Source organism: Streptomyces sp. AC512_CC834, assembly GCF_019049325.1.
Lineage (GTDB): Bacteria > Actinomycetota > Actinomycetes > Streptomycetales > Streptomycetaceae > Streptomyces.
This window is the reverse complement of the sequence record NZ_JAGMUO010000011.1, coordinates 98,702-123,446: the sequence shown is the minus strand read 5'-3', so window position 1 is coordinate 123,446 and position 24,745 is coordinate 98,702. Positions and strand designations below refer to the sequence as shown.

Below are 24,745 nucleotides of genomic sequence, written 5' to 3'. Positions count from 1 at the left end.
GGGGAAGACGTGAACAAGGCGCAGCTCGTAGAAGCGATTGCCGACAAGGTGGGCGGCAGGCAGCAGGCCGCCGACGCTGTCGACGCGGTCCTGGACGCCCTCGTCCGTGCCGTGGTCTCGGGCGACCGGGTCTCGGTCACCGGATTCGGTTCCTTCGAGAAGGTCGACCGTCCGGCCCGCTACGCCCGCAACCCCCAGACGGGAGAGCGGGTTCGGGTCAAGAAGACCTCCGTGCCGCGCTTCCGCGCGGGCCAGGGCTTCAAGGACCTGGTGAGCGGCTCGAAGAAGCTCCCGAAGAACGACATCGCGGTCAAGAAGGCCCCCAAGGGCAGCCTGTCCGGCCCGTCGGCCACGATCTCCAAGGCCGCGGGCAAGAAGGCCGCCGCCAAGAAGGCCACCGGCGCCGCGAAGAAGGCCACGGGCGCGGCCAAGAAGGCGTCGGCGAAGAAGGCGACCGCCAAGAAGACCACCGGCGCCGCCAAGACGACGGCGAAGAAGACCACCGCCAAGAAGTCCGCGGCCAAGAGCACCACGGCTGCGGCGAAGAAGACCGCGGCCAAGAAGGCCCCCGCGAAGAAGGCGACCGCCAAGAAGGCCCCGGCCAAGAAGTCGACCGCCCGCAAGACCACCGCCAAGAAGGCCACCGCCCGCAAGAAGTAGCAGGCCAGTAGCCAGTAGCAAGTAGTAGCAGGCACTGGCAGGCACTGGCAGGCAGCAGCAGGCGAACAGGCACAGGGGCACTCACGCGCCGGGCCGGACTCCCTCTCGGAGTCCGGCCCGCGGCGTGTCCGGGGTCCGGCGGGAAGCCCCCGCCGATCAGAGCGTCTGCAGTGTCACCAGCGTGATCCGGCGGCCCGTGTCCGAGTTCGTGTCCGCGCCCTCGGTCTCGATCCGCACCCGCTGCCCGGGCCGCAGCAGCCGCAGGCCCCCCGCGTCGAACGCCGCCGCGTCGAAGGGCAAGGGCGTGCCGTCGTCGAGCAGCACCTGCCCGCTGCGGCTTTCGGGGTCGTACGTGTACGCGGTCGCCTGCATGCCGGGCAGCCTACTGCCCGGCGATCAGCAGCCGCGCCGTCACCGCGGCCGTACGGGGCCCCACCCCGAGCGTCAGCGCGGTGCGAAGATCATCGCCGGTGTCGACGTCCTGCCGTACGGAATCCACCGCGCCGAGGCGTAGTTCCACCGCGCCGGAGGCGCGGTGGTGGGCCCGCGAATCCGGGCCGAAAGCGGGGGCCAATTCACAGCCCGGCGCCGCGGCCAGCAAGGTGGTGCCGATTCCGGCCGCGTCCGGGAGAAAAGCGCGCCGGAATTGCGTGGCCGCCGCCAGCACCCGCGCCAATTCGGCGGGCCGGAGTGCGGGAAGATCGGCGTTGAGCGCGGCCACCGCACTTTCGGGCCGCGCCGCCCGTACCACGGCCGCCCCGTGCGCCAGCGCGGCGTTCAGGCCGCCGCCGGGCTCGTCCGCGACCACGCCCGCACCGAGCGCCGCGAGTTCCCGTCCGGCCCGTGCGTCGTCCGTGACGACTGCCACATCGGCGACCTCCCGGCAGGCCAGCGCCGCCGCCACGGTGTCCAGTGCGAACGCCAGCGCGAGCCCCGGCCGCACCCCGTCGTCCGCGGTGTCCGACAGCCTGCTCTTGGCCCGGGCAAGGGGCTTCACGGGTACGACCAAGGTCCACTGCACGAGCGTTCCGTCCTTATCTCGTCGCCGTCATTGTCACCCGGGGGACCTGGCGGTTCACTCTTCGGGGCGTACGGTGTTCTCGACAGACGGGCGGCCCGGGGCGACACTTGTGCGGCCCCAGGCCCTGGAGGAAAGGTGTCAGCGTGCCCCGCCGCAGAATCGGCTTCTGGTACCGCCTGGCCGCGGTGATCTGCAAACCGCCGCTGGTGGTTCTGATCAAGCGGGACTGGCGGGGAATGGAGAACATTCCGGCCGAGGGCGGATTTATCACCGCCGTGAACCACAATTCGCACGTCGACCCCTTCGCGTACGCGCACTACCAGTACAACACCGGGCGCGTCCCGCGATTCCTGGCGAAGAGCGCCCTTTTCCGGAAGGGCTTCGTCGGCGCCGCGATGCGGGGCACCGGACAGATCCCCGTCTACCGCGAGAGCACGGACGCGCTGAGCGCCTTCCGGGCCGCGATCGACGCCGTGGAGCGCGGCGAGTGCGTCGCCTTCTATCCCGAGGGCACCCTCACCCGCGACCCCGACGGCTGGCCGATGACCGCCAAGACCGGTGCCGCGCGCGTCGCCCTTCAGACCAGGTGCCCGGTGATCCCGGTCGCGCAGTGGGGCTGCAACGAACTCCTGCCGCCCTACGCCAAGAAGCCCAGCCTCCTGCCGCGCAAGACCCACCAGGTGCTGGCCGGCCCGCCGGTCGACCTGGCGCGGTTCTACGACAAGGAGATGACCGCGGAGCTGCTGAAGGAGGCGACCGAGGTCATCATGGCCGCCGTCACCCGCCACCTGGAGGAGATCCGCGGCGAGAAGGCGCCCGAAACCCCCTACGACCCGCGCCGCGAGCGGATCGAGCAGCGGCGCCGGACGCAGACGCAGTCACAGCCGAGGCAGTCACCACAGCCGAGGCAGTCACAGCCACGCCCGACGCAGCCGCGGTCGACGAGGACACGGACGCAGGGACCGCAGGCAGAAGGGCAGAGCACGTGAGCAAGCCGGTCAAGGCGGCCGTCTTCGGCACCGGATCCTGGGGCACCGCCTTCGGCACGGTCCTCGCCGACGCGGGGTGCGACGTCACCCTATGGGGGCGCCGCGCCGCACTCGCCGACGCCGTCAACTCCACCCGCACCAACCCGGACTACCTGCCCGGCGTGGAACTCCCCGAGAACCTGCGGGCCACCACCGACGCCGCCGAGGCCGCACGCGACGCCGACTTCACCGTCCTCGCCGTCCCGTCCCAGACGCTGCGCGCGGGCCTCGCCGACTGGGCGCCGCTCCTGGCGCCCGGCACGGTCCTGGTGTCGCTGATGAAGGGCGTCGAACTCGGCTCCGCGATGCGGATGAGCGAGGTGATCGGGGACGTCGCCAAGGTCGGCGCCGAGCGCATCGCCGTGGTCACCGGGCCCAACCTGGCCCGTGAGATCGCCGCCCGCATGCCGGCCGCCGCCGTGGTCGCCTGCCCCGACGAATCCGTCGCCCAGCGCCTCCAGACCGCCTGCCACACCCCGTACTTCCGCCCCTACACCAACACCGACGTCGTCGGCTGCGAGCTGGGCGGCGCCGTGAAGAACGTGATCGGTCTCGCCGTCGGCATCGCGGACGGCATGGGCCTCGGCGACAACGCCAAGGGCTCCCTCATCACCCGCGGCCTCGCCGAGACCACCCGCCTCGGGGTCGCACTCGGCGCCGACCCGCTGACGTTCTCCGGACTGGCCGGTCTGGGCGACCTGGTGGCGACCTGCTCCTCGCCGCTGTCGCGCAACCACACCTTCGGCACCAACCTCGGCAAGGGCATGACCCTCGAGGAGACCATCGCGGTCACCAAGCAGACCGCCGAGGGCGTCAAGTCCTGCGAGTCGGTGCTGGATCTGGCCCGCAGGCACGGCGTCGACATGCCGATCACCGAGACGGTCGTCGCCATCGTCCACGAGAGCAAGTCCCCGGTGGTCGCCGTGAAGGAGCTGATGTCGCGCAGCGCGAAGCCCGAACGACGCTGAGCGATCCCGAACGACGCCGAGCGATGCCGAACGACGCCGAGCGATGCCGGGCCACGCTGGGCGACGCCCGGCGACGCCGGACGGAACCTGCGGCTCCACCCCGCGCCACGCGGCCCCGCCGACGCTGTCTCGGGGCCGCACGGGCGGGTACCCTCAACGCGATATGAGCACCGAGAACCTCCCCCAGAGCCCTGAGCGCAGCCCGGAGCGGCCGCCTCGGAAACCGCGTGTGGCCGTCGTGTTCGGCGGGCGCAGCTCCGAACACGGGATCTCCGTGGTCACCGCCGGCGCCGTCCTCGCGGCCATCGACCGGACGCGGTACGACGTCCTGCCGATCGGCATCACCAGAGACGGCCGCTGGGCCCTCACCGCCGACGAACCGGAACGCATGGCGATCACCGAGCGCCGTACGCCCGACGTCGAGGAACTCGCCGAGTCGACCGAGGGCGGCGTGCTGCTGCCCGTCGACCCCGCGAACCGTGAAGTCGTCTACAGCGAACCCGGCTCGGTGCCCAAGGCGCTGGGCGAGGTCGACGTCGTCTTCCCCGTGCTGCACGGCCCGTACGGCGAGGACGGCACCCTCCAGGGGCTGCTGGAGCTGTCCGGTGTGCCCTACGTCGGCGCGGGCGTGCTCGCCTCGGCCGTCGGCCAGGACAAGGAGTACATGAAGGCGGTCTTCACCTCCTACGGGCTGAAGGTCGGCCCGTACGTGGTGATCCGGCCCCGCGAGTGGGAACAGGACCGCCCCGGCGCCCGCAGGAAGATCGTCGACTTCGCCGGCGAGCACGGCTGGCCGCTGTTCGTGAAGCCCGCGCGCGCGGGTTCCTCGATCGGCATCACCAAGGTCGACGACCTCTCCGGCCTCGACGAGGCGATCGAGGAGGCCCGCCGCCACGACCCGAAGATCCTCATCGAGGCGGCGCTGCGGGGCCGGGAGATCGAATGCGGGGTGCTGGAGTTCGAGGACGGCCCCCGTGCCTCCGTCCCCGCCGAGATCCCGCCGCCCACGGAGCACGCGTACTACGACTTCGAGGCCAAGTACATCGACTCCACCCCCGGCGTCGTGCCGGCCCCGCTCACGGCCGAGGAGACCGCCGAGGTCCAGCGGCTCGCCGTGGCGGCCTTCGACGCGGCCTCCTGCGAGGGGCTGGTGCGCGCGGACTTCTTCCTCACCGAGGACGACGAGTTCGTCATCAACGAGATCAACACCATGCCCGGCTTCACACCGATCTCCATGTACCCGCAGATGTGGCAGGCGAGCGGCGTGAGCTATCCGGAACTGGTGGACCGGCTGGTCCGGGCGGCGCTGCGGCGGCCCACGGGACTGCGCTGAGACGTCCCCCGCGCACGAACGAGAAGGCGATCCCCTCGGGGATCGCCTTCTCGCAGTATGATCAGCGGGTTTTCCCGGTCCGTTGCCCGCTGCCCGCAGGCGGCAGCGCCTGGTCCGGTTGTCCGGTTGTCAGGGTTACGCCACAGCATGGCGATCCCGGCCCGGGGCCGGGAACCGCCGCCGACTCGCTGTCGTCTGCTGAGGAGCAGCCTGCGGCGACGATCAACCGGTGCGGGAGCGAGCGGGCGGAGAGGGGGCTAGAGATGGACGACCGGACAGGTCAGAGTACGGGTGATGCCGTCCACTTGCTGGACTTTGGCGACCACCATGCGACCCAGTTCGTCGACGGTGTCGGACTGGGCGCGGACGATGACGTCGTAAGGTCCTGTCACGTCCTCGGCCTGGATCACTCCAGGGATCTTGCTGATCGTCTCGGCGACGGTCGACGCCTTGCCGACCTCCGTCTGGATCAGGATGTACGCCTGTACCACGGAACCTCCAGAGCGGCCACGAGGATCATGTGGGGAAAAGGAACGCCACGGTATCGCGTAGCCGCTCTCCGCGGGGAGACCCGCGGGCCTCGGGCCTTGCGCGCCGGGGTGCCGGAATGACACGAGTTGACGATCACGCCGACCGTGACGACGGTCATTTCGACCGTAACGAGGACAGAGATGACGCGCGACCGGGCACGGACACAGGCACGGACACGGACACAGACAGAAGGGGAGCCAAGGCGATGAAGGGGACTGTTGGTGAGCTGGGGGAGTTCGGGCTCATCAGGGAGCTCACCTCCCGTCTCACCACCACCCCGGCGGTCCGGGTCGGTCCCGGCGACGACGCCGCGGTGGTGGCCGCGCCCGACCGCAGGGTGGTGGCCAGCACCGACATCCTGGTGGAGGGGCGGCACTTCCGCCGCGACTGGTCCACCGCGTATGACGTGGGCCGCAAGGCGGCGGCGCAGAACCTGGCCGACATCGCCGCCATGGGCGCCGTGCCGACCGCGCTGCTGCTCGGCCTGGTCGTGCCCGCCGAACTGCCGGTGACCTGGCCGACCGAGCTGATGGACGGACTGCGCGACGAATGCCAGGTCGCGGGCGCCTCCGTGGTCGGCGGCGACGTGGTGCGCGGCGACACCATCACCGTCTCCATCACCGCGCTGGGCGATTTGCGCAACCAGGAGCCCGTCACCCGGGGCGGTGCCCGGCCCGGCGACCTCGTCGCGGTGACCGGCTGGCTGGGCTGGTCCGCCGCCGGGTTCGCCGTGCTCTCCCGCGGCTTCCGCTCGCCGCGCGCCTTCGTCGAGGCCCACCGCCGCCCCGAGCCGCCCTACCACGCGGGTCCGGCCGCGGCCGGGCTCGGCGCCACCGCGATGTGCGACGTGAGCGACGGGCTCATCGCCGACCTGGGGCACATCGCCGAGGCCAGCAAGGTCAGGATCGACGTCCGCTCCGGGCAGATCGACATCCCGTCCCAGATGAACGACATCGGGCAGGCCGTCGGCGTCGACCCCATGCAGTGGGTCCTCACCGGGGGCGAGGACCACGCGATCGTGGCGACCTTCCCGCCGGACGTGAAGCTGCCCGCCCGCTGGAAGGTCATCGGCGAGGTCCTCAACCCCTCGGCGCTGCCCCAGGTGACCGTGGACGGGGCGCCGTGGACGAGCAAGGGCGGCTGGGACCACTTCGGCGGGGACGTGGAGTCGTGACACCGCCACCCCCGGCCCAGCCCGCCGTCCCGCCCCCGGCCCCGCCTCTGGTCCCGCCCCTGGTACTCACCGTGGCGGGCTCCGACTCCGGCGGCGGCGCAGGCATCCAGGCCGACCTGAAGACGATGCTGGCCCTCGGCACGCACGGCATGAGCGTGCTTACCGCGGTCACCGCGCAGAACTCCCTGGGCGTGCAGGGCGCCTGGGAACTGCCCGTGGACGCGGTGCGGGCCCAGTACCGCAGCGTCGTGGACGACATCGGCGTCCAGGCGGTCAAGACCGGGATGCTCTCCTCCGCCGAACTGGTGGAGACCGTCGCGGAGTTGATCGGCGCCACGGACGCCCCGGCCGTCGTCGACCCGGTCGGCGTCTCCAAGCACGGGGACGCGCTGCTCGCCGCCTCCGCGCTGGACTCGGTGCGCACCAGGCTCCTGCCGGTGGCCACCGTCGCCACCCCGAACCTCGACGAGGTCGCCCAACTCACCGGCGTACAGGTCGAGTCGGACACCGATCTGCGCCGGGCCGCGGCTGCCGTGCTGGAGTACGGGCCGCGCTGGGCGCTGATCAAGGGCGGCCACCTGGCCGGCGACGCCGTCGACCTGCTCACCGACGGCTCCGAGGAGCACTGGCTGCGCGCCCCCCGCCTCGACAACCGGCACACCCACGGCACGGGCTGCACCCTCGCCTCGGCCGTGGCGTGCGGGCTGGCGAAGGGGCAGTCGGTGCCGGAGGCGGTGGCGGCGGCCAAGGAGTACGTCACCGGGGCGATCGCGGCCGGGTTCCCGCTCGGCGACGGCATCGGACCGGTGGACCACGGCTGGGCGCTCAGGCGGGATACTCCCTGAGCTCGATGCCCGTGGCGGCCCTCTCAGTGAGCCGCTTGAAGAAGCCGGCCATCACGCGGTGGCCGAGCAGCCGGTACATGCGGTCGCGGCTGCGGATACGTCGCTCGGTGGGCGGCGCGAAGAACGGGCCCGCGTTGCCGGAGATCTTCTGACAGCCCTTGGCGAAGTCCCGGATCCTGCTCTCGTACTCGGCGAACGCGGTGCGGTGGTCGCCGCCCGCCAGGGCGAGTTCCCCGGCGAGGACGTGGGCGCCGACGATCGCCACGCCCGTGCCCATGCCGCCCATGGTGGCGCCGTACCCGGCGTCGCCGAGCAGGGCGACGCGCCCCTTGGCGAGCCGGTCGACGTGGATCTGCGCGATCGCGTCGAAGTACAGGTCGTCGGCCTCCTCCAGCGCCTTCAGCACGTCCGGCGCCGCCCAGCCCATCCCCGCGAACCGCTCCCGCAGGATCCGCTTCTGCGCGGCCACGTCACCCCGGTCGTACGCCAACTGCTCCGAGCGGAAGACCAGCAGGGCGCCCGCGCGCTCCGGGTCGCCGTCGTAGTTGCCGACGCAGACGGCGCGGCCGGGCTCGCTGTAGAGGCGGCCGGCGCGGTCGAGGCCGAGGTGGTTGGGGATGCCGAAGCCGGCCACGTAGTGGTCCAGGAAGCGCAGGTGCCGGGACTCGTCGCCGAAGACCAGGCGGCGGGTGCGCGAGTGCAGGCCGTCGGCGCCGACGACGAGGTCGAAGCGGCGGGGGGCGCCCTGCTCGAAGGTGACGTCCACGCCGTCCGGGGTGTCGGTGAGCGTGGCGACCGAGTCGCCGAAGACGTACTCGACGGTGTCCTTCGTGCGCTCGTGGAGGATCTTCGCCAGTTCGCCGCGGAAGATCTCGACGTCCCCGCTCATCATCTCGGCGGGCAGGTCCACCCGCGGGGTGCCGTCGGCGTCCACGACGGTCTGCCGGCCCATGTGGGTCTGGCGGGCGTGGATCTCCTCCCAGACCCCCATGGCGGTCAGCACGGTCCGGTGGACGTGTCCCCGGAAGTCGACGGCGAAGCCGTCCCCGCGCAGGGCGGGTGCCTTCTCGACGACGGTGACGCGGGCGCCGTACCGGGCGAGGCCGAGAGCGAGGGCGGGTCCGGCGACGCCGGCGCCGGAGATCAGGACGGCGAGGTGGCCGAGACGGTCTGTGTTGGTCATGGCAACGAGCCTCGACGGCGCCGCTGACCGTTCACCCACCGCCCGCATACCGCCCGCAAACCACACGGTCACCGAGCCTGCCGCGGGAGCCGGGCCGCCCACCGCTGCCCCAGGGCCGCCCGAAGCGAGGGCGGCCCGCCTGCGGCAGGCTGGGGGCTGCCTGTCGCGTGCTCGGCCCGCCTGCTGCTGGCTGGGGGGTCTGTCGCGTGGTCGGGGTGTCTACGGCTGGCTGGGGGCCGCCTGCCGGGAGGTTGGGGTGTCTGCTGCTGGACCAGGGGCGCCTGTCGCGAGGTGGGGGCGGCTACTCCCGGCCGAGGGCCGTCGACCGCAGTTTCCGCCCTCGCGTGAAGGCGCGGGTGTAGGCCTCGGGGCTGAGTCGGGTGCGAACGTCGTGGTCGGTGCGGGCGGTGTCCGGGTCGCCGGGGGCGGGGGTGCCGCGCAGGCCCGTGGCGGCGCCGAGGAGTTCGGCGGCCTGCTCCGGGGTGGGTGTGAGCGGGGTTGGGGTGCCGCTGGACCAGGGGCGCCTGTCGCGAGGTGGGGGCGGCTACTCCCGGTCGAGGGCCGTCGAGCGCAGTTTCCGTCCCCGTGTGAAGGCGCGGGTGTAGACCTCGGGGCTGAGTCGGGTGCGAACGTCGTGGTCGGTGCGGGCGGTGTCCGGGTCGCCGGGGGCTGGGGCGCCGCGCAGGCCCGTGGCGGCGCCGAGGAGTTCGGCGGCCCGCTCCGGGGTGGGGGCGAGCGCGGACAGGGAGTCGGCGACCTCCGCGAGGGCGAGCACGTCGGGGGAGTCGAGGGCGAGCGCGCGGGCCTGCTCCAGCCAGTCGCGGGCGGCCTCCGCGTCGCCCTCCGCGGCGGCCGTGCGGCCCAGGCCCACCAGGATGCGGACCGACTCGCCGGTGCTGAACCAGTTGGCGGCGCACAGCCGCAGCGCGTTCTCGTACTCCACGCGCGCGCGTGCCGTGTCACCGGACAGCCGGGCCACGTCGCCGAGGCCGCGCCGGGCACTCGCCACCTTGTCACCGGCACCGGCCGTGCGCGCGAGGGCCGCGGAGCGCGTGAAGTGCGTGACGGCGTCCTCGGGCTCGCCCCGGTGCAGCAGTACGACCGCGCGGGAGCGCAGCAGGTCCGCGGTCTCCTCGGGCGCCTCCAGCTCCCTGACCTGGGCCAGGCCCTCGTCGAGCAGTTCGAGGGCCTGGTCGTGGGCGCCCCGCCGGTTCGCGAAACCACCCAGCGGGTCGAGGCAGTTGGCCATGCCCCAGCGGTCTCCGGTGGCACGGAAGCCGGCCAGGGAGCGGGCGAAGGCGGCCTCAGCCTCCTCCGCCCGGCCCGCGAACAGCTCCTGGTAGCCGATGCCCATGTCGAGCAGCGCCAGCCCCCAGGGCCGCTCCCCGACCTGGACCCTCGGCAGGGCGTCCTGCACGAGCGTGGGCCCGCAGGTCAGTGAGTGCAGCACGACCGCGAACGGCAGCCGCAGCGGCCGGTCCAGCGACTCCATCAGCGCCGACACCCGAGCGACCCGTTCGGTCTCGGCCGGGTCGTCCCCATCCCCGTCCCCGGCGACCGCGTTCATCGCGCACAGCGCGTACTCCTCGGTCAGCCCCTCCGGCGGCTCGTCCCCGACGGCCGCCAGCAGCGCGCGGGCCCGCGGCACCTGTTCGCCGTGCAGCCCGCGCAGCCGGCGGAACCAGGTCAGGGCGGCCATGAGCCGCAGGGCCTCGCGGGGTGCGGTGTCCGTGAGATGCCGCTGGGCCGCGTCCAGATTGCCCAGCTCGGCGGTGAGCCGGGCCAGCCAGGGCAACTGATCGCCGGTGCGCAGCCGCGGCTCCGCCCGCTCGGCCAGCTCCAGGAAGTACGCCGCGTGCGCGTCGCGCAGCCCGTCCCGGCCGGTCAGGTCCTCGGCCGCGAACGCGCGGAGAGTCTCGAGCATCCGATAGCGGCCCTGGGGCAGGTGCTCCAAGAGTGACTTCTCCACCAGCGAGGCCAGCAGGTCCTCCGGGTGCGGCACCCCGCACACCGCCTCCACGGCCTCCAGCGTGGCACCCCCGGTGAAGACCGTCAGCCGCCGGGCCAGCTCCCGCTCCTCCTCGTCCAGCAGATCCCAACTCCACTCGACGACGGCGCGCAGCGTGCGATGGCGGGGCGCCTTGGAACGGTCGCCCCGGCTGAGGAGACGGAAACGGTCGTCCAGGCGGTCGGCCAGCTCGTCCGGGGCAAGCGTGCGCAGCCGGGCCGCCGCCAGCTCGATGGCCAGGGGCAGCCCGTCCAGGGCCGCGCAGATCTCCGGCACGCGCGCGTGCCCGTCGAAACCGGGGCGCACCGCACGGGCGCGTTCCAGGAACAGCTCGACCGACGGGCGCGGCGACAGCGGCGGAACCGGCACCAGGGCCTCGCCGGTGATCCCGAGGCTCTCACGGCTGGTGGCGAGGATCCGCACACCGGGACAGGCACCCAGCAGCAGCGCCGTCAGCGCCGCGGCCGCGTCGACGAGATGCTCGCAGTTGTCGAGCACGAGCAGCGGTTCGCGGTCCTCCAGGGCGGTCAGCAACCGCTCCGTGGTGTCCGCGCCCGCGTTGCGAAAGCCCTCCCGCACACCGAGTGCGGTGAGCACGGCGTACGGGATCTGCGCGCCGTCGGTGAGGGGCGCCAGCTCGACGAAGCAGACGTCCGCCCGGGAGCCCGGCGTACCCCGCCGGCTCGCCGCCTCGATCGCGAGCCGCGTCTTGCCGGTGCCGCCGGGACCGGTGAGCGTGACCAGGCGCGCCTCGTCGAACAGGGCGGCGATGCGGTCAAGGTCGGTGTCCCGGCCGACGAAGCGGGTGAGCTGGGCGGGGAGCCGGGGCCGTCGCGGGGCGGCGGCGGTGTGTCCCCGGAGCAGTTCGCCGTGGAGCGCGGACAGCTCGGGCGACGGGTCCGCGCCGAGCTGTCCGGCAAGCGTGCGCCTGGCCTCCTCGTACACCGTCAGCGCCTCGGCGGGCCGCCCGGCCGCGTGCAGGGCGCGCATCAGGTGCGCGTACAGCCGCTCGCTCAAGGGATGCGCGGCCAACAGCGCCCGCAGCTCGGGAACCAGCTCCGGGCCGCCACCGAGCGCCAGATCCGCCTCGACCCGGTCCTGTACGGCGGTCAGCCGCAGCTCCGTGAGCCGGGCCGCCTCGGCGGGTACGTGCGGCAGGTCGGGCAGCGCCGGGCCGCGCCACAGCGCGAGCGCCTCACGCAACCCGGCCGCCGCGCGCGCGGGATCACCGGCGGCGAGAGCGGCACGCCCCTCACCGCACAGGCGTTCGAATACGTGGCCGTCGATGGACTCGGGCGCGGTGACGACGCGGTAGCCGACGGCACCGCCCTCGATGTGCGTGTGGGGAGCGAGCCGCCCGCGAAGCCGGGAGATCTGCGACTGGAGGGCGTTCGCGGCACCGGCGGGCGGCTCGGTGCCGTACAGGCCGTCGATCAGCCGGGCCGACGGGACCGTACGGCCCGCGTCGAGGAGCAGGAGGGTCAGCAGCGCTCGGGGGCGGGGGCCGCCGGGGTCGACGGGGGTGCCGTCGTCGGTACGGATGTCCAGGGGGCCGAGGATGCCGAAGCGCATTCCCGGAATTCTGGCACGGCGGAGAATTGCGCCGCCGCGAAGATTCCCGGCACCGCCAAGATTCCCGGCACCGCGAAGATTTCCGGCACGGCAAAAAGCCGGCCCACCCGAGGTGGACCGGCTCCGTGCAGCGGACCAGGCAGTGGCCGCGCGCTCAGCTCATGCGTCAGCGCGAGACCTTGCCGGCCTTGATGCACGAGGTGCAAGCGTTCACGCGCTTCGGCGTCCCGCCGACCACGGTACGCACGCGCTGGATGTTCGGGTTCCAGCGACGGGACGTACGGCGGTGCGAGTGCGAGATGTTGTTGCCGAAGCTCGGCCCCTTGCCACAGACGTCGCAGTTGGCAGCCACGGGTCACTCCAAAGACTTCAGATGCACTTACGGTTGATCCCGGCATGCCGGGATCAAGCTCTCGGAACGCGCGAACGGTCCGGGATCTGAGTGGCGGTGCCAGGGGGAGAGCCCGATCGGGATCGGGCAACCGGAGCAGCATACAACGGCTGCTCCCGTACAACGAAACTACCATGGCAGCTCAGGGGCCCGCCCCAGCCCTCTTCCGGCCCTCTTCCGGAGGGCCCCCTCCCAAGGTCTACGCTGCCAGCCACGTCCGCAGCTCAGGGAGGCGCAGGTGGCGCAGGTGCCACAGAGGTTCTTCGACGCTCTGGCGGTGCGTACCTGGTGCGGTCTGTCGCTGCGCGCGCTGGGACGGGCGCGCGAGGAGATCGACGCCATCAACGTCTATCCCGTCGCCGACGGGGACACCGGCACGAACCTCTACCTGACCGTCGAGTCGGCCACCGCCGCCGTGGAGGCCGTGTTCGCCGCGCACGAGGTGGACGCGAGGGCGCCGGACGCGGACGGCGGGCCCTCGCTGGCGGATGCCGTGGGCGCGATGGCGCACGGAGCGCTGATCGGCGCGCGGGGCAACTCCGGGACGATCCTGGCGCAGTTGCTGCGCGGCATGGCCCAGGTGCTCACCGCGCGGGGCGACTCGGCCCACACCGAAGGCGCCGGACTGCGGCTGGCCCTGCGGCACGCGGCCGCGTCCGCCCGGCAGGCCGTGGCCCACCCGGTCGAGGGCACCGTCCTGACCGTCGCCTCGGCCGCCGCCGACGCGGCCGACGGTGCGGAGGGCGACTGCGCGGACGTGGCCCGCGCGGCCTACGACGGCGCCCGCGCGGCGCTCGCCGCCACCCCGGACCAACTGCCCGTCCTGGAGCGCGCCGGCGTGGTCGACGCCGGAGGACACGGACTGGTGACGGTCCTCGCCGCGCTGGTGGAGACCTTCACGGGCCGGGCGCCGGGCCCGCTCGTCCTGCCGCACGCGCGCGTGGAGCACGGCGGCGCGGGCCCCTCGGACGAGTGCGCCGCACCGGAGGGCGAGGAGAACGCGCCCGCCTTCGAGGTGATCTACCTCCTGGAGGCCGAGGACGCGGCCGTGGCACGGCTTCGGCAGCGGCTCGACGGACTCGGGGACTCGCTCGTCGTGGTCGGCGGCGACGGACTGTGGAACGTCCATGTGCACGTCGACGACGCGGGCGCCGCCGTGGAGGCGGGCGTCGAGGCCGGGCGGCCGTACCGGATCCGCATCACCCACTTCGGGCACGGCGACGTGCACACCACCGGTACCGAGCGCCCGCCCCGGGAGCGGACCCAGCGCGCCGTGGTGGCCGTCGTACCGGGGGAGGGGCTGGCCGCGCTCTACACCGAGGCCGGCGCGACCACCCTGCTCGCGCGCCCCGGGGAGCCGCCCGCGAGCGGTGAACTGGTCCAGGCCGTCCGGCGGGCACACGCGCGCGAGGTCGTGCTGCTGCCCAACGACGCCGAGCTGCGCCACACCGCCGCCGCGGCCGCCGAGCAGGCCCGCGCCGAGGGCATCCGCGTCGCCCTCATCCCGACCCGATCCGCCGTCCAGGGCATCGCCGCGCTCGCCGTGCACGCGTCCGAGCGGCGCTTCGACGAGGACGTGGTGGCGATGACCTCGGCCGCCGGTGCCACCCGCCACGCGGAGGTCACCGTCGCCGAACGCCAGTCCTGGACCACGGCGGGCATCTGCCAGGCCGGTGACGTCCTCGGCCTCATCGACGGCGACGTGGCCGTGATCGGCGCGGACGTCTCGGAGGTCGCCGCGACCGTCCTGGAGCGCATGCTGTCGGCCGGCGGCGAGCTGGTCACCCTCGTCCTCGGCGACGAGGCGCCCCAGACCGTCGCCGACCGGCTGGAGGCCCGCGTCCGCGAGGCGTACCTCGCCGTCGACACGGTCGTCTACCGGGGCGGCCGGCAGGGCGCGCTGCTGCTGGTCGGCGTGGAGTAGGTGGAGTAGGTAGTGGAGTAGGGGGAGGAGGGGAAAGAGGCGGAGGAGTACGGCTGGTACGGCGCTTCCCTGGGCCGATGTCAGTGGCGTGGTGTGCAATGGATCTCGTGCCCGCACTGCAAGAACCCCTGAAGAAGGTGCTCGGCCCCGCCACCGCGAAGGTGATGGCCGAGCACCTCGGCCTGCACACCGTCGGCGACCTCCTCCACCACTACCCCCGTAGATACGAGGAGCGCGGCCAGCTCACCCACCTCGCCGACCTGCCCATGGACGAGCACGTCACGGTGGTGGCCCAGGTCGCCGACGCCCGCCTGCACACCTTCGCCTCGTCGAAGGCCCCGCGCGGCAAGGGCCAGCGCCTCGAAGTGACCATCACGGACGGCAGCGGCCGCCTCCAACTGGTCTTCTTCGGCAACGGCGTGCACAAGCCCCACAAGGAACTCCTGCCGGGCACCCGCGCGATGTTCGCCGGCAAGGTCTCCGTCTTCAACCGCCGACTGCAACTGGCGCATCCGGCGTACGAATTGCTGCGCGCCGACGACGACGGGGACGCGGCCGAGAGCGTCGAGTCGTGGGCGGGCGCCCTCATCCCCCTCTACCCGGCCACCGCCAAACTGGAGTCCTGGAAGATCGGCAAGGCGATCCAGACGGTGCTGCCCAGCGCGCAGGAGGCCGTCGATCCCCTTCCCGGCACCCTGCGCGAGGGCCGGGGCCTGGTCCCCCTCCCCGAGGCACTCCTCAAGATCCACCGCCCGCACACCAGGGCGGACGTCGAGGACGCCCGCGCCCGCCTGAAGTGGGACGAGGCCTTCGTCCTCCAGGTCGCCCTCGCCCGCCGCCGCCACGCCGAGACCCAACTCCCCGCCGTCCCCCGCAGACCGAGCCCGGACGGCCTGCTCACCGCCTTCGACGACCGCCTCCCCTTCACCCTCACCGAGGGCCAGCGGAAGGTCTCCCGCGAGATCTTCGACGACCTCGCCACCGACCACCCGATGCACCGGCTGCTCCAGGGCGAGGTCGGATCGGGAAAGACGATGGTGGCACTGCGCGCCATGCTCGCCGTCGTCGACGCGGGCGGGCAGGCCGTGATGCTGGCGCCCACCGAGGTGCTCGCCCAGCAGCACCACCGGTCCGTCGTCGAGATGATGGGCGAGCTGGCCGAGGGAGGCATGCTGGGCGGCGCCGAGCACGCCACCAAGGTGGTGCTGCTCACCGGGTCCATGGGCGCCGCCGCCCGCCGGCACGCCCTGCTCGACCTGGCCACCGGCGAGGCGGGCATCGTCATCGGCACCCACGCGCTGATCGAGGACAAGGTGCAGTTCCACGACCTCGGCCTGGTCGTCGTCGACGAACAGCACCGCTTCGGTGTGGAGCAGCGCGACGCCCTGCGCGGCAAGGGAAAGCAGCCCCCGCACCTGCTCGTCATGACCGCCACGCCCATCCCGCGCACCGTCGCCATGACCGTCTTCGGCGACCTGGAGACCTCCGTCCTGGACCAGCTCCCGGCCGGCCGGTCCCCGATCGCCAGCCATGTCGTCCCCGCCGCCGACAAACCGCACTTCCTCACCCGGGCCTGGGAACGGGTCCGCGAGGAGGTGTCGAACGGCCACCAGGGGTACGTCGTCTGCCCACGCATCGGCGACGAGGACGACGACCCGAAGAAGAAGGCCGCGCAGCGCAAGTCGCCCGAGGACGACGCCGAGAAGCGGCCCCCGCTCGCCGTCCTGGACGTCGCCGACCAACTGGCGAAGGGACCGCTCCAGGGGCTCGGGGTCGAGATCCTGCACGGCCGCATGCAGCCCGACGACAAGGACGCGGTCATGCGCCGCTTCGCCGCCGGGGAGAGCGACGTCCTGGTCGCCACGACGGTCATCGAGGTCGGGGTGAACGTCCCCAACGCCACCGCGATGGTCATCATGGACGCCGACCGCTTCGGCGTCTCCCAGCTTCACCAGTTGCGCGGCCGGGTCGGGCGGGGTTCCGCTCCCGGCCTGTGCCTGCTGGTCAGCGAGATGCCCGAGGCGAGCGCGGCCCGCCAGCGGCTGAACGCCGTCGCCGGCACCCTCGACGGCTTCGAGCTCTCCCGCATCGACCTCGAACAGCGCCGCGAGGGCGACGTCCTCGGCCAGGCCCAGTCCGGCGCCCGCACCTCGCTGCGGGTGCTCGCCGTCATCGAGGACGAGGAGATCATCGCTGAGGCCAGACAGGAGGCGGCCGCGGTCGTCGCCGCCGACCCGGAGCTGACCGGCCTGCCCGGTCTGCGGACGGCCCTGGACGCCCTGCTGGACGAGGAGCGGGAGCAGTACCTGGAGAAGGGCTGACAGACTGGCGACGGACGCCGTCCGTACACCCGAGCACACCGACAAGGACCCAGAAATGACCCGCGTGATCGCCGGCAAGGCAGGCGGACGCCGCCTGGCCGTTCCGCCGGGGACCGGCACCCGCCCCACCTCCGACCGCGCGCGCGAGGGCCTCTTCTCCACCTGGCAGTCCCTGCTCGGCGCCCCGCTGGACGGCGAGCGGGTCCTCGACCTGTACGCGGGTTCCGGCGCCGTCGGTCTGGAGGCGCTGTCCCGCGGCGCGGGACACGTGCTCCTCGTCGAGGCCGACGCCCGGGCCGCCCGCACGGTCCGGGAGAACGCCAAGAGCCTCGGCCTGCCCGGCGCCGAGGTCAGGGCGGGCAAAGCGGAACAGATCATCCGCACCCCGGCCCCGGCCGAGCCGTACGGCGTCGTCTTCCTGGACCCGCCGTACGCCGTCTCGGACGACGATCTTCGGGAGATCCTGCTCACACTCCGTACGCAGGGGTGGCTCGCCGGGGAAGCGCTCGTCACCGTGGAGCGCAGCACCAGGGGAGGCGAATTCCGCTGGCCCCGGGGCTTCGACGCGATCCGGGCCCGTCGCTACGGCGAGGGAACGTTTTGGTACGGTCGCGCCGCCTCTACGTGCGAAGACGCACGATGACCGGACCGGAGAGCGAGGGAACTCTAGTGCGCCGCGCCGTCTGTCCCGGGTCGTTCGACCCGATCACCAACGGACATCTCGACATCATCGCCCGTGCGTCGAGCCTCTATGACGAGGTCTACGTCGCCGTGATGATCAACCAGGCCAAGAAGGGCCTGTTCGAGATCGAGGAGCGGATGGACCTGATCCGCCAGGTCACCGCCGAGTACGGGAACGTGCGCGTGGAGTCCTTCCACGGCCTCCTCGTCGACTTCTGCAAGCAGCGCGAGATCCCGGCCATCGTCAAGGGCCTGCGCGCGGTCAGCGACTTCGACTACGAACTGCAGATGGCCCAGATGAACAACGGCCTCTCCGGTGTGGAGACCCTCTTCATCCCCACCAACCCCACCTACAGCTTCCTGTCGTCCTCCCTGGTCAAGGAGGTCGCGACCTGGGGCGGCGACGTGTCCCACCTGGTGCCGCCGCTGGTCCTCGACGTCCTCTCGGAGCGCCTGAAGAAGCACTGACCGCGCCGTCGTACAGCTCGCGGCGGCTTCCGGCGACTTCCGGTGACTTCCGGAGACTGACAACCCGTCACCCGGTGTCCCCGGGACACCCCAGGGTCGTACAGTCGTCCCGTCCGTCTCCAACACAGCTTTAGAGAGTGGCGAGCACACGGTGGACGTGCAGAACAAGCTCGACGAGATCACCGCGATGGTCTCCGGCGCCCGCGCCATGCCCATGTCGGCCTCGTGCGTGGTCAACCGCGCCGAACTGCTCTCGATGATGGAAGAGCTGCGCGCCGAGCTGCCCGGTTCCCTCGCCCAGGCCCAGGAGCTGATCGGCGACCGCGAGCAGTTGGTCGCGCAGGCCCGCCAGGAGGCCGACCGGATCATCGAGGGCGCGCACACCGAGCGCGGTTCCCTGATCGCCGACACCGAGGTGGCCCGCCGCTCCCAGGCCGAGGCCGACCGGATCCTCGCCGAGGCCAGGCAGGAGGCCGAGGAGGTCCGCGCCGAGGCCGACGACTACGTCGACTCCAAGCTCGCCAACTTCGAGGTCGTCCTCACCAAGACCCTCGGCTCCGTCGGCCGGGGCCGCGAGAAGCTGCTCGGCACCGGACCCGGCCTCGACGAGAACGGCTACGAGGACGAGGACGCCCCCGAGCGCAGCCACGACCCCGAGATCCTGCGCCGCGACGCCGACTCCTACGTCGACACCAAGCTCGGTGCCTTCGAGGCCGTCCTCGCCAAGACCCTGGACGCCGTCGGCCGCGGCCGCCAGAAGCTGCACGGCCGGATCGCCACCGACGACCTCGGCGCCCTCGCGGACGACCTGAGCACCGTCCAGCACTCCAGCGACGCCGACTACCTCGCGGGCCTCTCGGACGCCCCCGTCGAGCAGCCCCGGCAGCCCCAGTACGGCGAGCAGCAGCCCGCGGCGGCACAGCTTCCGGCACAGGCCGTACCCGAGATGCCCGCACAGGTGCCCGCACAGGTGCCTGCACAGATGCCGGCGCAGGCCATGCCGGACATGCCGCAGCAGGAGCCCGCGTACGGCTACGCACAGCAGCAGCCCGATCCGTACGCGGCCTACCAGCAGACCTACGGCGGCCAGCAGGACCCGTACGGCTACCAGCAGCAGGGCGCCGACCCGTACGTCTATCAGGGCTACGACGTCCAGCAGCAGGCGTACGACGGACAGCAGGGCTACGCCCAGCCCCAGCCCCAGCAGCCGCAGCAACCCCCGCAGGCCCAGCCGCCGGCGCTCGACGAGACCAGCCTCTTCGACACCGGCATGATCAGCGCCGAGCAGCTCAGGGCGTACGAACAGGGCCGCGGACTCTAGGCTGCCGGACGCTCGACCGGCCCGGATTGGGACGAGAGCGAATGGTCCAGTATCCTGGCTGTTCGGTCGCGCGTACGTCCGCGATCGGCGCTGCCCGGGAACACCGAAGGGCGGCACCCCCACACCACGAAGACCGAAAGCAGGAATGGTTCTGAACGCGCGCCTCGACCACCGCGACCCCCTCGTGTTCGACACACACGAGCTGGGACGGCGGCCCGGTGCGCTCCAGCGCCTGACCCGCACGGTCGACGCTCCCAAGGACTTCGGTGTCCAGGGAGTCGTCGGAGTGCCGGAAGGCGCCCCGGTGAAGCTCGATCTCCGGCTCGAGTCGGTCATGGAAGGGGTGCTCGTCACGGGCACCGCCCGTGCCAAGGCCGAGGGGGAGTGCGTAAGGTGTCTGGAGCCGCTGGAGCAGCAGCTCGAAGCGGACTTCCAGGAGATGTTCTCGTACCCTGACGCCGACGACCGGGGCCGCCCTGTGGCGGAGCCGGCCGACGACGCCGAGGAAGACGAGGACAGGCTCTTCGTAGAGGACGGACTGATCGGCCTCGAACCCGTGCTGCGCGACGCGGTGGTGCTCGCACTGCCGATGCAGCCGGTGTGCCAGGAAGACTGCCCGGGTCTGTGCTCCGAATGCGGAGTACGCCTGGCGGACGACCCCGGCCACCACCACGCCGCCGTCGACATCCGTTGGGCGGCATTGCAGGGACTCGCCGGTTCACTCGAAGACGGCGAGAAGGACGAGATGAGCGGCGACGGGCCAGAATCCGCGGACGCCGCCGAGAAGCAGGAGAAGTAGCCGTGGCTGTTCCGAAGCGGAAGATGTCGCGCAGCAACACGCGCCACCGCCGGTCGCAGTGGAAGGCTGCGGTCCCCACCCTGGTTGCGTGCGAGCGCTGCCACGAGCCCAAGCTGCAGCACATCGCGTGCCCGGCTTGCGGCACTTACAACAAGCGCCAGGTCCTCGAGGTCTGAGCGGCTGGTGAGAGGCACTGTGTCCACTACCAAGAAGGTGGCAGACGTCGAAGCCACCAGTCCCCGCCGCCGCGGGGGTGCTCCGGCGGACACCCAGGCCTCGTCCCACACGCTTCTGGAAGGGCGGCTCGGCTATCAGCTCGAGTCCGCCCTTCTGGTGCGTGCACTGACCCACCGTTCCTACGCGTACGAGAACGGCGGTCTGCCGACGAACGAGCGGCTGGAGTTCCTCGGGGACTCCGTGCTCGGCCTCGTCGTCACGGACACGCTGTACCGCACTCACCCCGACCTGCCCGAAGGCCAACTGGCCAAGTTGCGGGCCGCGGTGGTCAACTCGCGTGCGCTGGCGGAGGTGGGCCGTGGGCTCGAACTCGGCTCCTTCATCCGGCTCGGCCGCGGTGAAGAGGGCACGGGCGGCCGGGACAAGGCGTCCATCCTCGCCGACACCCTCGAAGCGGTGATCGGCGCGGTCTATCTCGACCAGGGCCTAGACGCGGCCTCCGAACTGGTGCACCGCCTGTTCGACCCGCTGATCGACAGGTCCTCCAACCTCGGTGCCGGCCTGGACTGGAAGACCAGCCTCCAGGAACTCACTGCGACCGAAGGGCTCGGTGTCCCCGAGTACCTGGTCACGGAGACCGGCCCCGACCACGAGAAGACCTTCACCGCTGCCGCCCGCGTCGGAGGCGTCTCGTACGGCACCGGCACCGGCCGCAGCAAGAAGGAGGCGGAGCAGCAGGCCGCGGAATCCGCCTGGCGGTCCATCCGGGCCGCGGCGGACGAGCGCGCCGAGGAGGCGGCGGCCCATCCGGCCGCCGAAGCCGCCGACGCACCGTCGGCCTCCGCCTGAGCCACCCGATACACCGATCCATCCGATACACCTGGTACACCGCACGTCGCGAACGCCCGCCCCACGAACCGGGGCGGGCGTTCGGTTCGTCCACCGGCCCGGCCCCACCGGACCGCCCGAGGGGATGCCATGCCCGAGTTGCCCGAGGTGGAGGTCGTACGGCGCGGTCTGGAGCGCTGGGTCGCCCACCGGACCGTCGCCGACGCCGAGGTGCTGCACCCGCGTGCGGTACGCCGGCACATCGCAGGACCCGACGACTTCGCCCACCGCCTGAAGGGCCACCGCGTCGGCACCCCCAGCCGCCGCGGCAAATACCTGTGGCTGCCCCTGGAGGACACCGACCAGGCGGTCCTCGCGCACCTCGGCATGAGCGGCCAGCTACTGGTCCAGCCGCACGAAACACCGGCCGAGAAGCACCTGCGCGTCCGCGTCCGCTTCACCGACGCCCTCGGCACCGAACTCCGCTTCGTCGACCAGCGCACCTTCGGCGGCCTCTCCCTGCACGAGACCACCCCCGACGGACTGCCCGACGTCATCGCGCACATCGCCCGCGACCCACTCGACCCGCTCTTCGACGACGAGGCGTTCCACCTGGCCATGCGCCGCAAGCGCACCACGGTCAAACGGGCCCTGCTCGACCAGTCCCTGATCAGCGGCGTCGGCAACATCTACGCGGACGAGGCCCTGTGGCGCGCCCGCCTGCACTACGAACGCCCCACGGCGACCCTCACCCGCCCCCGCACCACCGAACTCCTCGGCCACGTCCGGGACGTGATGAACGCCGCCCTCGCCGTCGGCGGCACCAGCTTCGACAGCCTGTACGTCAACGTCAACGGCGAGTCCGGCTACTTCGACCGGTCGCTCGACGCGTACGGCCGCGAGGGCCTGCCCTGCCGCCGCTGCGCCACACCGATGCGGCGCCGGCCGTGGATGAACCGCTCCAGCTACTTCTGCCCGAAGTGCCAGCGGCCGCCGAGGATCACGCCGTAGGCAATCAGGCCGTAGGCATCCGCTGTGCGTCGTACCGCTCGCGCGACGCCAGCACCTCGTCCATCCGGCCCTCCAGGCACTGGATGAGCGCGCTCAGTCGTCCGGCCACCTCGCGGCCGAGCGTCGTGAGCTCGTAGTCCACACGCGGTGGATTCGTGGGCTGGGCCTCGCGGTGCACCAGCCCGTCGCGCTCCAGCGCGTGCAGGGTCTGGGCGAGCATCTTCTCGCTGACGCCGTCGACACGGCGCCGCAGCTCGTTGAACCGGAGGGAACCCTCGTACAGCGCGCCGAGCGTCAGCGCGCCCCAGCGCCCCGTGACGTGCTCCAGGGTGCCGCGCGAGGGACAGGCCCGGGAGAACACGTCATACGGCAGATCCTGCTCCGCCGTGCGCTCCTGCGTGGTCGACATGCCTCCAGCGTACGGGAGCGCAGCGCTGCGCCGCAGATTGCGCTGAGCAGGGGGCAGCGCTGTCCCGAGAGTGGCGGATGGCCGGTGGCCGGTGGTGGTCAGTAGCCGAAGTCCTGTGTCCACCAGGGGCCGCCGGAGCCGAAGTGGACTCCGACTCCCAGGGTCTGGAAGTCGCAGTTCAGGATGTTGGCCCGGTGGTCGGGGCTGTCCATCCAGGCGTCCATCACGGCCTGGGCGTCGGCCTGGCCGCGGGCTATGTTCTCGCCCCCGAGGCCGCTTATGCCGGCTGCCGCCGCCCGGTCCCAGGGGGTGGCGCCGCCGGGGTCGGTGTGGTCGAAGAAGCCCTCGGTGCCCATGGCCTCGCTGAAGTCCTCGGCCAGTTCGCGCAGGGCGCTGTTCGCGGCCACCGGGCTGCAGCCCACTTTGGCCCGTTCGGCGTTGACCAGCTTGAGCACCTGCGCCTGGGCGACGGCCTCCTCCGAGACGGCGGCTGGCGCGCTGGGCCCGGTGGGCTCCTGGGCGGCCGGGCGCGAGGGAGTGGGCTTCGGCTTCGCGCTGGGCGTCGTCTTCGGCTTCTTGGTCTTGGACGGCGTCTCCGCCGGGGCGGCGGGCTTCGAGGCCGGCGCCGACGGCGAGGGCGAGGCCGAGGACGGCGAAGTGGAGGGGGAGCCCTCGGACGAGGCGTCCCCGGAGGGGGAGGACTGGGAGGACTGGGAGGGCGAGGAGGAGCGGTCGGTGCCGCGGCTCGTGGAGGCGTCGCCGCCGCGGCCGGTCTCGGCGCTGCCGGAGGCGCCGCCCTGCTCGGACGGGCTGTTCGTCGGGGCGTCCTGGGCCTGCACCCGGTCGCCCCCGTCGCTGCCGCCGCCGATCCGGTAGTTGTCGAGGCCGGGCACCGCGCCCGTGGCCACCGCCACCGTGCCGATGGCGACCGCGGCGGACACCCCGAGCAGACCCGTGCGGACCGGAGTCGCGGCCTTCTTCCGGCGGCGGCGGTGACCCGCGGTGGGCTGCGGGCCGGAGTCGGGCGCGTACCCGTCACGGGGGAAGGCGACCGTGCGGCCGGCCTGCGGACCCTCGCCGTCGGGCCCGCCGGGCCCGCCCGGACTGCCCGGACCGTCAGGGCTCTGCGCCGCGAACAGATAGGCGTCGCTCCTGGCCTGGACCTCGGCGTACGCCTCGGGGTTCAGATAGGGCGCGATCCCCATCGTGGGGGCCCCGCCGGCGTCCGGAGCGGACTGGTCGCGGCCCTGGCCCGTCGTCGTGCCGTCCGTCTGACGGCCCTCCGTGGCGCGGCCCGTGGCGGCGCGGCCGGCGGCGGAGCGTCGGTGGCGTCCCATGTCCTGGCCTTCCTCGTCCTCGTCCTCGCACTGGTCCTCGCGCTGGGCGTGCCCTCGCGGTCGACGTGCTCACGATCAACACGGAACTCACACGATCGAGTGAGTTTCAAGTGAGATTCATTGGGTCGGGACGGTACCGCATGGCGCCGGGGGGTGGAGTGTCCAGCGAGACATTGACTGGTTAGGTTGCAGTCATGAGCGAGGATGTACGGCTGGTCGCGTGGGTGCGCGGACAGGTCCAGGGTGTGGGTTTCCGCTGGTTCACGCGGGCCAGGGCGCTGGAACTCGGCGGCATGAGTGGTTTTGCTCTCAATTTGGGTGACGGTCGCGTCCAGGTCGTCGCGGAGGGCCCGCGCGAGCGCTGCGAGGGGCTGCTCGACTGGCTGCGCGGCGCCGACACGCCCGGACGTGTGGACGGCGTCACCGAGATCTGGGACACACCGCGCGGGGGCTACGAGGGCTTCGCCATCCGCTGACGCCGGGCCGCCCGGGGAGTCTCCGGCGACTGCGACGAGCCTCCCCACAGGGGTGGCCGGCGCGGAAACGGGCAGGTGGTTGCCAAGGGGGACCGCTCGTGGCAGGCTCCGCACGCGGAATGACCGCCCTGCCCCCAGGGGCCCGCACCGGCCCGCAGGAGTCGCAGCGTCGCCGTTCGCCGGCCGCACGACCCCGGGCGCCCGCCAATACGGGGCGTGATCGTGTTGACCGTCAAACTTTTTGGTGAGACGCTGAAAGCCCCGCGCACCTTAGCTGTT

24 protein-coding genes are annotated in these 24,745 nt (G+C 72.5%); 16 read left to right on the top strand and 8 right to left on the bottom strand.

The window, feature by feature from the left end; genetic code table 11:
- Positions 1-9 precede the first annotated feature (9 nt).
- The gene (locus KUM40_RS02385; protein WP_217162269.1) at positions 10-660 is read left to right on the top strand and encodes an HU family DNA-binding protein; all 651 of its coding nucleotides are present in this window, start codon (positions 10-12) and stop codon (positions 658-660) included.
- Positions 661-816: 156 nt separating this feature from the next.
- Here the strand turns inward: KUM40_RS02385 and KUM40_RS02380 are convergent, their stop codons facing one another.
- A complete protein-coding gene (locus tag KUM40_RS02380; protein ID WP_217162266.1) occupies positions 817-1,032 on the bottom strand; it encodes a hypothetical protein in 216 nt (71 codons plus the stop codon).
- A gap of 10 nt (positions 1,033-1,042) precedes the next feature.
- Entirely contained in the window at positions 1,043-1,681 is a 639-nt protein-coding gene (cofC, locus tag KUM40_RS02375; protein ID WP_217162265.1) for a 2-phospho-L-lactate guanylyltransferase, read from the bottom strand.
- Between the two features lie 143 nt (positions 1,682-1,824).
- On the opposite strand from cofC, the gene KUM40_RS02370 reads away from it, so the two are divergent.
- From KUM40_RS02370 to KUM40_RS02360, 3 genes are all read left to right on the top strand, one after another.
- A complete protein-coding gene (locus KUM40_RS02370; RefSeq protein WP_217162263.1) occupies positions 1,825-2,670 on the top strand; it encodes a 1-acyl-sn-glycerol-3-phosphate acyltransferase in 846 nt (281 codons plus the stop codon).
- Positions 2,667-3,677 carry an NAD(P)H-dependent glycerol-3-phosphate dehydrogenase gene (locus KUM40_RS02365; RefSeq protein WP_217162261.1) on the top strand — a complete coding sequence of 337 codons (1,011 nt, stop codon included), beginning with the start codon at positions 2,667-2,669 and terminating at the stop codon, positions 3,675-3,677. The genes KUM40_RS02370 and KUM40_RS02365 overlap by 4 nt, the downstream gene beginning before the upstream one ends.
- A 163-nt stretch (positions 3,678-3,840) precedes the next feature.
- Positions 3,841-5,010 carry a D-alanine--D-alanine ligase family protein gene (locus KUM40_RS02360; RefSeq protein WP_217162256.1) on the top strand — a complete coding sequence of 390 codons (1,170 nt, stop codon included), beginning with the start codon at positions 3,841-3,843 and terminating at the stop codon, positions 5,008-5,010.
- 257 nt (positions 5,011-5,267) lie between these two features.
- Here the strand turns inward: KUM40_RS02360 and KUM40_RS02355 are convergent, their stop codons facing one another.
- Positions 5,268-5,501 carry an Lrp/AsnC family transcriptional regulator gene (locus KUM40_RS02355; protein WP_019328745.1) on the bottom strand — a complete coding sequence of 78 codons (234 nt, stop codon included), beginning with the start codon at positions 5,499-5,501 and terminating at the stop codon, positions 5,268-5,270.
- Positions 5,502-5,746: 245 nt separating this feature from the next.
- Here KUM40_RS02355 and KUM40_RS02350 point away from each other — a divergent pair, with 245 nt between their 5' ends.
- Positions 5,747-6,715: a thiamine-phosphate kinase gene (locus KUM40_RS02350; protein ID WP_217162254.1), complete on the top strand. Its 969-nt coding sequence runs from the start codon at positions 5,747-5,749 to the stop codon at positions 6,713-6,715.
- Positions 6,712-7,560, top strand: coding sequence for a bifunctional hydroxymethylpyrimidine kinase/phosphomethylpyrimidine kinase (thiD, locus tag KUM40_RS02345; RefSeq protein ID WP_217162252.1), 849 nt, complete (start codon positions 6,712-6,714; stop codon positions 7,558-7,560). Before KUM40_RS02350 ends, thiD begins: the two co-directional genes overlap by 4 nt.
- Here the strand turns inward: thiD and KUM40_RS02340 are convergent.
- The 3 genes from KUM40_RS02340 to rpmB form a co-directional block, all read right to left on the bottom strand.
- Positions 7,541-8,743, bottom strand: coding sequence for an FAD-dependent monooxygenase (locus KUM40_RS02340; protein WP_217162250.1), 1,203 nt, complete (start codon positions 8,741-8,743; stop codon positions 7,541-7,543). The genes thiD and KUM40_RS02340 overlap by 20 nt on opposite strands.
- A gap of 544 nt (positions 8,744-9,287) precedes the next feature.
- Positions 9,288-12,323, bottom strand: a complete 3,036-nt coding sequence (locus tag KUM40_RS02335; protein ID WP_217162248.1) for a BTAD domain-containing putative transcriptional regulator — start codon at positions 12,321-12,323, stop codon at positions 9,288-9,290.
- 166 nt (positions 12,324-12,489) lie between these two features.
- Complete coding sequence (rpmB, locus tag KUM40_RS02330) at positions 12,490-12,675, bottom strand: 50S ribosomal protein L28 (RefSeq protein ID WP_013000438.1); 186 nt, start codon at positions 12,673-12,675, stop codon at positions 12,490-12,492.
- A gap of 277 nt (positions 12,676-12,952) precedes the next feature.
- On the opposite strand from rpmB, the gene KUM40_RS02325 reads away from it, so the two are divergent.
- The 9 genes from KUM40_RS02325 to mutM all read left to right on the top strand — a co-directional run bounded on the left by KUM40_RS02325 (position 12,953) and on the right by mutM (position 22,244).
- A complete protein-coding gene (locus KUM40_RS02325) occupies positions 12,953-14,638 on the top strand; it encodes a DAK2 domain-containing protein (protein WP_217162246.1) in 1,686 nt (561 codons plus the stop codon).
- A 98-nt stretch (positions 14,639-14,736) separates the two neighbouring features.
- Complete coding sequence (recG, locus tag KUM40_RS02320) at positions 14,737-16,959, top strand: ATP-dependent DNA helicase RecG (protein ID WP_217162244.1); 2,223 nt, start codon at positions 14,737-14,739, stop codon at positions 16,957-16,959.
- Positions 16,960-17,014: 55 nt separating this feature from the next.
- Complete coding sequence (gene rsmD / locus KUM40_RS02315) at positions 17,015-17,602, top strand: 16S rRNA (guanine(966)-N(2))-methyltransferase RsmD (protein ID WP_217162242.1); 588 nt, start codon at positions 17,015-17,017, stop codon at positions 17,600-17,602.
- 26 nt (positions 17,603-17,628) lie between these two features.
- Positions 17,629-18,108 carry a pantetheine-phosphate adenylyltransferase gene (gene coaD / locus KUM40_RS02310; RefSeq protein ID WP_217162472.1) on the top strand — a complete coding sequence of 160 codons (480 nt, stop codon included), beginning with the start codon at positions 17,629-17,631 and terminating at the stop codon, positions 18,106-18,108.
- Between the two features lie 151 nt (positions 18,109-18,259).
- Positions 18,260-19,429, top strand: a complete 1,170-nt coding sequence (locus KUM40_RS02305) for a cell division initiation protein (RefSeq protein WP_217162240.1) — start codon at positions 18,260-18,262, stop codon at positions 19,427-19,429.
- Between the two features lie 145 nt (positions 19,430-19,574).
- A complete protein-coding gene (locus KUM40_RS02300) occupies positions 19,575-20,228 on the top strand; it encodes a DUF177 domain-containing protein (RefSeq protein ID WP_217162238.1) in 654 nt (217 codons plus the stop codon).
- Positions 20,229-20,230: 2 nt separating this feature from the next.
- Positions 20,231-20,404, top strand: coding sequence for a 50S ribosomal protein L32 (gene rpmF, locus KUM40_RS02295; protein WP_006139588.1), 174 nt, complete (start codon positions 20,231-20,233; stop codon positions 20,402-20,404).
- Between the two features lie 7 nt (positions 20,405-20,411).
- On the top strand, positions 20,412-21,254 hold the full coding sequence (rnc, locus tag KUM40_RS02290; RefSeq protein ID WP_217162236.1) for a ribonuclease III: 843 nt from the start codon (positions 20,412-20,414) through the stop codon (positions 21,252-21,254).
- Positions 21,255-21,383: 129 nt separating this feature from the next.
- Positions 21,384-22,244 (top strand): bifunctional DNA-formamidopyrimidine glycosylase/DNA-(apurinic or apyrimidinic site) lyase, encoded by an 861-nt coding sequence (gene mutM / locus KUM40_RS02285; RefSeq protein WP_217162234.1) that lies wholly within the window; start codon positions 21,384-21,386, stop codon positions 22,242-22,244.
- A gap of 4 nt (positions 22,245-22,248) precedes the next feature.
- On the opposite strand, the gene KUM40_RS02280 is transcribed toward mutM, so the two are convergent.
- Both KUM40_RS02280 and KUM40_RS02275 read right to left on the bottom strand, forming a co-directional pair.
- The gene (locus tag KUM40_RS02280; RefSeq protein ID WP_217162233.1) at positions 22,249-22,653 is read right to left on the bottom strand and encodes a helix-turn-helix domain-containing protein; all 405 of its coding nucleotides are present in this window, start codon (positions 22,651-22,653) and stop codon (positions 22,249-22,251) included.
- Positions 22,654-22,751: 98 nt separating this feature from the next.
- Positions 22,752-23,990: a CAP domain-containing protein gene (locus tag KUM40_RS02275; RefSeq protein WP_217162231.1), complete on the bottom strand. Its 1,239-nt coding sequence runs from the start codon at positions 23,988-23,990 to the stop codon at positions 22,752-22,754.
- Between the two features lie 194 nt (positions 23,991-24,184).
- Here KUM40_RS02275 and KUM40_RS02270 point away from each other — a divergent pair, with 194 nt between their 5' ends.
- Positions 24,185-24,466 carry an acylphosphatase gene (locus KUM40_RS02270; RefSeq protein WP_217162229.1) on the top strand — a complete coding sequence of 94 codons (282 nt, stop codon included), beginning with the start codon at positions 24,185-24,187 and terminating at the stop codon, positions 24,464-24,466.
- Positions 24,467-24,745: the final 279 nt, after the last annotated feature.